Origin of the sequence: Nocardia sp. NPDC059154 (assembly GCF_042755705.1) — a bacterium.
Classification (GTDB): Bacteria; Actinomycetota; Actinomycetes; order Mycobacteriales; family Mycobacteriaceae; genus Nocardia.
The window spans coordinates 1-6251 of the sequence record NZ_JBHZCS010000006.1 but is presented as its reverse complement, the minus strand read 5'-3'; the positions used below and the strand labels follow the sequence as shown (position 1 = coordinate 6251).

The following is a 6251-nucleotide window of genomic DNA, read 5'->3' as shown; positions in this document are numbered from 1 at the left end:
CGGTGTTCGGGGCTCACTTCACCGTAAATTGAGACTCCCTGGGGTATCCCCCCAGCTGGCCGATCTTGTTACATGGGCGCGACCACACCCGTCGGCCGCTGCAGGGCAGCCACAGTCGCAAACTTGGTGACGGACACTCGGTCCAATCTACCGTCAGCGCGCAAGCGACAATAAGAAAGGGCCATAGCCCTTAACTATCATCGCATTTCGTACCTTCAGCCAGTGATGTGCGACCTATCGCGAGCAGGATCGTACAGATGCGACTGGGCACAGTTCAGGGTTTCGGCCAACGCGGGACCGACGAGAATCACAGCCGCCTGCCGCAGTCCGGCCGCCTCCACGCGATCGGCGATATCGGCCAGGGTGCCGCGGAGAACCTGCTGTTCAGGCTGGGTCGCACGGTAGACCACCGCCACCGGGCAGTCCGCGCCGTAGTCGGGAACCAGCTCCTGCGCGAGGGTCCGGATCCGAGTGATGGCGAGATGCAGGATCAGGGTCGCCCGGGTGCGCGCGAAATTTGCCAGCGCCTCCGATTCCGGCATAGCGGTCGACCGCGCCTGCGTGCGGGTCAACACAACCGACTGCACCTGCTCCGGCACGGTGAGCTCCGCACCCAGCAGCGCCGCGGCGGCCGCGTACGCCGGCACCCCGGGCGTCACGTCCCAGGGGATTCCCAGGGCGTCCAGCCTGCGCTTCTGCTCGGTGAGCGCTGAATACAAGGAGGGATCGCCCGAGCACAACCGCGCGACGTCCTTGCCCTCGGCGTGTGCCCGCGCACAGTGCGCGATGATCTCGTCCAGATCCAGCCGCTGGGTATCGATCAGCTCGGCATCCGGCGCGCAGTGCCCCAGCACCTCGGGATCCAGATAGGTCCCCGCGTACAGGCACACCGGCGACCGCCGCAGCAGCTCGACCGCCCGTACGGTCAGCAGATCCGCCGCCCCCGGCCCGGCCCCGATGAAGTGCACTGTCATCGGCCGAGTCTCGCACACCCGCTCAGGCGAACCGCCCGGCCGCCACCAGCTCCGCGCTCAGCCGCTGACCGAGAAGTCGGTGACGATCTTGGTGGGGCGGAGGCGGACCACGAGTTCGCCGGGGACGGCATTGCGCTTGCCGAATTCGTCGGCGCGGCCGGGGCCCATGTAGCGGGCCGCGATGTCGGTAGCGGTGCGGAGAAGTTCGTCCGGGTCCTCGGAGACTTCGGCCACACCCTGGACCTGAACGAAGGAGTACGGGGGTGCGGAGACGTCCACGCAGAGGCTCAGGCGGCCGTCGCGCTGGATCGAGCGGCCCTTGGCCGTGTCCTTGCCGGTGTTGAAGACGATCTCGTCGCCTTCGAGGATGAACCAGACGGGCGCCACCAGGGGGCGGCCGTCGCTCGCCACGAAGGCGAGCTTGCCGGTCCGGGTGCCCTCGGTCAGGAAGTCGCGTACACGCTGATCGGACAGTGAGGCCATGGGCGACACCGTACGACCTCAGATGGCCCCGCGCTCGCGAGCCCGGGCCACGGCGGAGGTTCGGGATTTGACGCCGAGCTTCGAATAGATGTGGACCAGGTGGGATTTCACGGTGGTCTCGGAGAGGAACAGGCGCTTGCCGATCTCCCGGTTGGAATGGCCGTCGGCCACCAGACGGAGGACCTCGATCTCGCGGGGACTCAAGGTGGTGTCGGGCTTGCGGACTCGCGTCATGAGACGCGAAGCGACCGAGGGCGACAGGACGCTTTCGCCCTCGGCGGCCGAGCGGACGGCGGCCAGCAGTTCGGCGGGCGGGGTGTCCTTGAGGATATAGCCGACCGCGCCCGCCTCGATCGCGCCGAGGATGTCGGCGTCGGTGTCGTAGTTGGTGACCACCAGGACATTCGGCGGATTCGGGAGATCGCGCAGGGCCGCGGTGGCGTCCGCGCCGGACTTGCCGGGGCCGAAGCGCAGATCCATCAGGACCAGGTCGACGGGGGTGGTCGAGCAGAAGGCCACGGACTCTTCGGCGGTCGCCACCTCGCCCACGACTTCGATATCGTCGCAATCGGTTTCGGCGACGCTGGAGTCCAGCAGCGCGCGCAGGCCCGCGCGGACGATGGCGTGGTCGTCGGCGAGGAGGATGCGGATCATTTCTGCTCCGAGGGGAAGGTGGGCTGCTCCTCCAGGGGGAAGGAGACGGTGACCGCGGTGTGGCCGGGTTCGGATTCGACATCCATGGTGCCGCCCTGCTGCTCCACGCGGCTGCGCATGGCATTGAGACCGAAACTGCCGGAAGGGGATTCGGCCAGCACCGCAGGATCGATGCCGACGCCGTCGTCGACCACGTCCAGGTGCACGGCGTCATCGGCGTAGGTGAGGGTGACCCGCATGCGCTGAGCGTGGGCGTGCCGCACCACATTCGAGACCGCGCCCTGGGTGATGCGGACCAGGGCGGCCTCCATGGACATGGGCAGCGCCTGCGGCTCCCCCTCGACGAGCACCTGGGCATCCAGGCCGGGCGCGGCGGCCCGCTCGGCAATGCGGTGCAGCGCACCGGCGAGGGACTGGCCCTCGAGTGCGGCGGGCGTGAGTTCCGCAATGAGCTGGCGGGTTTCGACCAGGCTGTCGGCGGCGGTCTCGCGGGCCAGCCGGATCTTCTCCAGCGCCGGATGCTCCGGAGCGGCGCGCTCGACGGCGTGCAGCAGCAGTTGAATACTGCTGAGGCCCTGGGCAACCGTGTCGTGGATCTCCTGGGCCAGGCGTTCCCGCTCGGCCATCTTGCCCGCGGTGCGTTCCTGTTCGGCGAGAGTGTTTCTGGTGGCGAGCAATTCGTCGATGAGGCGCTGCCGTTCGGCGGCCTCCCGGAACAGCGCCTGGTAGCCGAGCCCGATGGCCACCGCAACCAGGGCGCCGAGCAGCGGGCCGATCACCCCCGCCACCGTCCAGCCGCGGTGCGCGGCGAACCCGACCACCGACACCACCGTGGCCGCGGTCACCGCGAGCAGCCCCCAATTGCGCGGCAGCAGATGGAGATACAGGAAGAACAGTCCGAACACCAGGTACACCGCCAGCGGAGCCACGATCACCAGGCCCAGCCAGAGCAGCGTCAACAGGCCCAGCCACACCCGGGCCGCGGGAAGATCGCGACGGAACCGGCCGCCGACGAAGTAGACGCCGAGAAAGACGCTCGCCAGCACCACGACCGGCACGCGATGCGAACCCGTCAGGAACTCCTGCACCGCCACCACGATGGTGAGCGCCACCACCATGACATGCAGTCCCGCCTGCAGGGCGGAGAAGACCGGGGTGAGTGGCGAGCGGTGCACGCGACCAGCTTATGCCCGGCTATTGCCGCGGCATCCATCGAAAGTAGGAAACGCCGCCCCACCCTTGGCTGGTCCGGGAACCGTCCTGCTCGACGATGGTTTTCGAGGTCCGCGACGACACAGTGGAATCATGTTCGTCGCACTCAGAGATCTGCGGGCCGCCCGCGGCCGCTTCCTCCTCATTTCCCTGGTGGTCACGCTGGTCGCGCTGCTGGTGAGCTTTCTCAGCGGCCTGACGGCCGGATTGGCGCACCAGAACATCTCCGCCATCGAGTCCCTCAACACCGACACGGTCGTCTTCTCCGACACCGGGTCCTCCCCTTCCTTCGACGCGTCCACCTTGAGCACCGAGCAGGTGCAGACGTGGCAGGCGGCGGGCGGCACCGTCGATCCGATCGGCATCAGCCGCACCCGCGCCACCCTCGACGGCGCGTCGCCCACCCAGGTGGCACTGTTCGGCGTCCAGGGCACGCCTTTCGGCAAGCGTGTGGCAACCGATCCGGGCTCGGTGATCCTGTCCAAGGCCGCCGCCAAGGACCTCGACGCCAAGACCGGCGGCACCGTCGATCTGGGCTCGGCCTCCTACACCGTGCAGGGCGTGACCGATGACGACTGGTACGCGCACACCCCCGTGGTGTGGATGACGTTGGCGGACTGGCAGTCCCTCAACCCCCACGCGGGCGCGGCCACCATCCTCGCGGTGTCCGGCGTGAGCGATCAGTCCGCGGTGAACGCGACCGCGCACACCACCACGACCAGCAGCAAGGACTCGCTGTCCGCGATGTCGTCGTACCAGGCCGAGAACGGGTCACTGACCCTGATGACCGTCATGCTGTTCGCCATCTCGGCGCTGGTGATCGGCGCGTTCTTCACGGTGTGGACCGTGCAGCGGCAGCCGGACATCGCGACACTGAAGGCGCTGGGCGCGACCACCGGCTCCCTGATCCGGGATGCCCTGAGCCAGGCGCTGATCGTGCTGCTGCTCGGTGTCGGCGTCGGTGTCGGCCTGACCGCCGTGGCGGGCGTATTCATGGGCGGCGCAGTGCCTTTCGTGCTCAGTGCGAGCACCACGCTGTTCCCGGCCGCGGCGCTGATCGCGCTCGGTCTGCTCGGCGCGGCCTTCGCACTGCGATTCCTCGTCACCACCGATCCCCTCACCGCCCTCAACCAGGCCCGCTGATGACCACACTCCCCTTGCCTCCCAGGAGCATTGCGATGACCAACGCACTGACCGTTTTGGATCTGACCCTCACCTTCCCGGACGGCACGGACCGCATCACCGCCCTCGACCACGTGAACCTGCGCGTGGGCGGCGGCGAGATCGCGGCCATCACCGGGCCGTCCGGCTCCGGCAAATCGACCCTGCTGGCCACCGTCTCCACCCTGCTGCGCCCGGATTCGGGGCGGGTCGAGCTCGAAACAGCCACGGGCACCATCGATCTCGCCTCGCTGAGCCGGCGCGACGCCGCCACCCTGCGTCGCAGCTCGATCGGCATCGTGTTCCAGCAGTCCAATCTGGTCCCGGCGCTGACCGCCGTCGAGCAGCTCGAGGCCATGGTGCACCTGGGGCAGAGCTGGTTCGTCTCACCCGCCAAGCGGCGTGTAGCTCGGTCGCGCGCACGGGATCTGCTGGCGGCCGTGGGGCTCTCGGGGCACGAGAACAAGCGGCCGGCTCAGCTCTCGGGCGGACAGCGGCAGCGGGTGAACATCGCGCGCGCCCTGATGAACGACCCGTCACTGCTGGTCATCGACGAGCCGACCAGTGCGTTGGATCAGGAGCGCGGGGCGGCCATCATCGATCTGATCGTCGGGATCGTGCGGGAGCATGGAGCGTCGACCTTGCTGGTGACGCACGATCTGTCGCATTTGGATCAGATGGACAGCGTGTATCGAATGGTGGATGGCGTTCTTACACAACATAATACGGCATTGGCTGCTTGAAATATGCAGGGATACCGGACAATTCGGGTTCCCAGGCTATTGCGGCAGCGATAGAATAGAGGCATGAATTCGAAGGGGAAGTGCTGGAGAGCTGCGGTATCGCCGAATTGGCGACCGCAGTCCAGACCCTTTCGAACACCAGCCTGAAGCAATTCTCCGACGCCGATGTCGTGGAGTTGATGCAGCGCCTGGAAACCTGCAAACGCCAACTGTCCGCACTGGATTCACGCCTGATCATCGAGGCCGCGGATCGATCCCTGCACGAAACCAGCGGGGCAGGGCACCTGGTGCCGTTCCTGCGCCAGACGTTGGGATTGTCGAAGTACGACGCGTCGGTGCGAGTGAAGATCACCCGCCAGTGCGGAGAATTCTTCGAACCCACCGGCCACCTGCGCCCACCCACCCTCGCCGAGACCGCCGAAGCCTATGAGGCAGGCGACATCTCACGCGACCACGTCCGCAACATCATCGACGTCATGAACCACCTGCCCGCCGACATACCCGCCGAATCCCGCGCGGAAGCCGAGCACATCCTCGTCGACCACTCCCGCATCGGTTGGCCCGACGACCTGCCCAAGATCGGTCGCGACATCCTCGCCCGCATCGACCCCGACGGCAAGGTCGTCTCCGACACCGACCGCCGCCGCAAGCGCGGAATCCTGCTGTGCCACCCCGGCATCGATGGCATGTCCTGGATCGAAGGCTGGATCACCCCCGAACTGCGTGCCCTGCTCGATGCAGTGTTCGCGAAGCTCGCGCGCCCGGGCATGTGCAACCTCGAAGACCCCAAAAGCCCCACCGCCACCGCCGGTGTCATCGATTCGAAGGCCCTCGAGGCCGCCGCGCGTCGTGACCGCCGTGATGCCGGTCAGCGCACCCACGACGCGCTGTTCGCGCTGCTGCAGCCCGGCGTCGACCCGGCCAAGCTCGGCTCACACCGCGGCCTGCCGGTGCAAGCTGTCCTCACCATGAACCTCGCCGACCTCGAGCGCGGGGCCGGGGTCGCGACCACCGCCTCCGGCGG

7 protein-coding genes are annotated in these 6251 nt (G+C 67.7%); 3 read left to right on the top strand and 4 right to left on the bottom strand.

What is annotated here, in order from left to right:
• Positions 1-215 precede the first annotated feature (215 nt).
• From cobM to ACFXN1_RS07530, 4 genes are read right to left on the bottom strand one after another with little or no spacing between them, the layout of a single operon-like run.
• Positions 216-974 carry a precorrin-4 C(11)-methyltransferase gene (gene cobM / locus ACFXN1_RS07545; protein ID WP_379445936.1) on the bottom strand — a complete coding sequence of 253 codons (759 nt, stop codon included), beginning with the start codon at positions 972-974 and terminating at the stop codon, positions 216-218.
• Between the two features lie 57 nt (positions 975-1031).
• Complete coding sequence (locus tag ACFXN1_RS07540) at positions 1032-1457, bottom strand: PPOX class F420-dependent oxidoreductase (protein ID WP_379445935.1); 426 nt, start codon at positions 1455-1457, stop codon at positions 1032-1034.
• Between the two features lie 18 nt (positions 1458-1475).
• Positions 1476-2111 carry a response regulator transcription factor gene (locus ACFXN1_RS07535; protein WP_033090529.1) on the bottom strand — a complete coding sequence of 212 codons (636 nt, stop codon included), beginning with the start codon at positions 2109-2111 and terminating at the stop codon, positions 1476-1478.
• The gene (locus ACFXN1_RS07530; RefSeq protein ID WP_379445934.1) at positions 2108-3286 is read right to left on the bottom strand and encodes a sensor histidine kinase; all 1179 of its coding nucleotides are present in this window, start codon (positions 3284-3286) and stop codon (positions 2108-2110) included. The genes ACFXN1_RS07535 and ACFXN1_RS07530 overlap by 4 nt, the downstream gene beginning before the upstream one ends.
• A 130-nt stretch (positions 3287-3416) precedes the next feature.
• On the opposite strand from ACFXN1_RS07530, the gene ACFXN1_RS07525 reads away from it, so the two are divergent.
• The 3 genes from ACFXN1_RS07525 to ACFXN1_RS07515 all read left to right on the top strand — a co-directional run.
• Entirely contained in the window at positions 3417-4466 is a 1050-nt protein-coding gene (locus tag ACFXN1_RS07525) for an ABC transporter permease (RefSeq protein WP_379445933.1), read from the top strand.
• Positions 4467-4501: 35 nt separating this feature from the next.
• The gene (locus ACFXN1_RS07520) at positions 4502-5227 is read left to right on the top strand and encodes an ABC transporter ATP-binding protein (RefSeq protein WP_379445932.1); all 726 of its coding nucleotides are present in this window, start codon (positions 4502-4504) and stop codon (positions 5225-5227) included.
• 80 nt (positions 5228-5307) lie between these two features.
• A partial coding sequence (locus ACFXN1_RS07515; RefSeq protein ID WP_379445931.1) for a DUF222 domain-containing protein occupies positions 5308-6251 on the top strand: 944 nt, incomplete at its 3' end.

Coding starts and splice junctions, on each gene's coding strand:
- cobM (WP_379445936.1), bottom strand. CDS start 974: ATGACAGTGCACTTCATCGGGGCCGGGCCGGGGGCGGCGGATCTGCTG.
- ACFXN1_RS07520 (WP_379445932.1), top strand. CDS start 4,502: ATGACCAACGCACTGACCGTTTTGGATCTGACCCTCACCTTCCCGGAC.
- ACFXN1_RS07535 (WP_033090529.1), bottom strand. CDS start 2,111: ATGATCCGCATCCTCCTCGCCGACGACCACGCCATCGTCCGCGCGGGC.
- ACFXN1_RS07525 (WP_379445933.1), top strand. CDS start 3,417: ATGTTCGTCGCACTCAGAGATCTGCGGGCCGCCCGCGGCCGCTTCCTC.
- ACFXN1_RS07540 (WP_379445935.1), bottom strand. CDS start 1,457: ATGGCCTCACTGTCCGATCAGCGTGTACGCGACTTCCTGACCGAGGGC.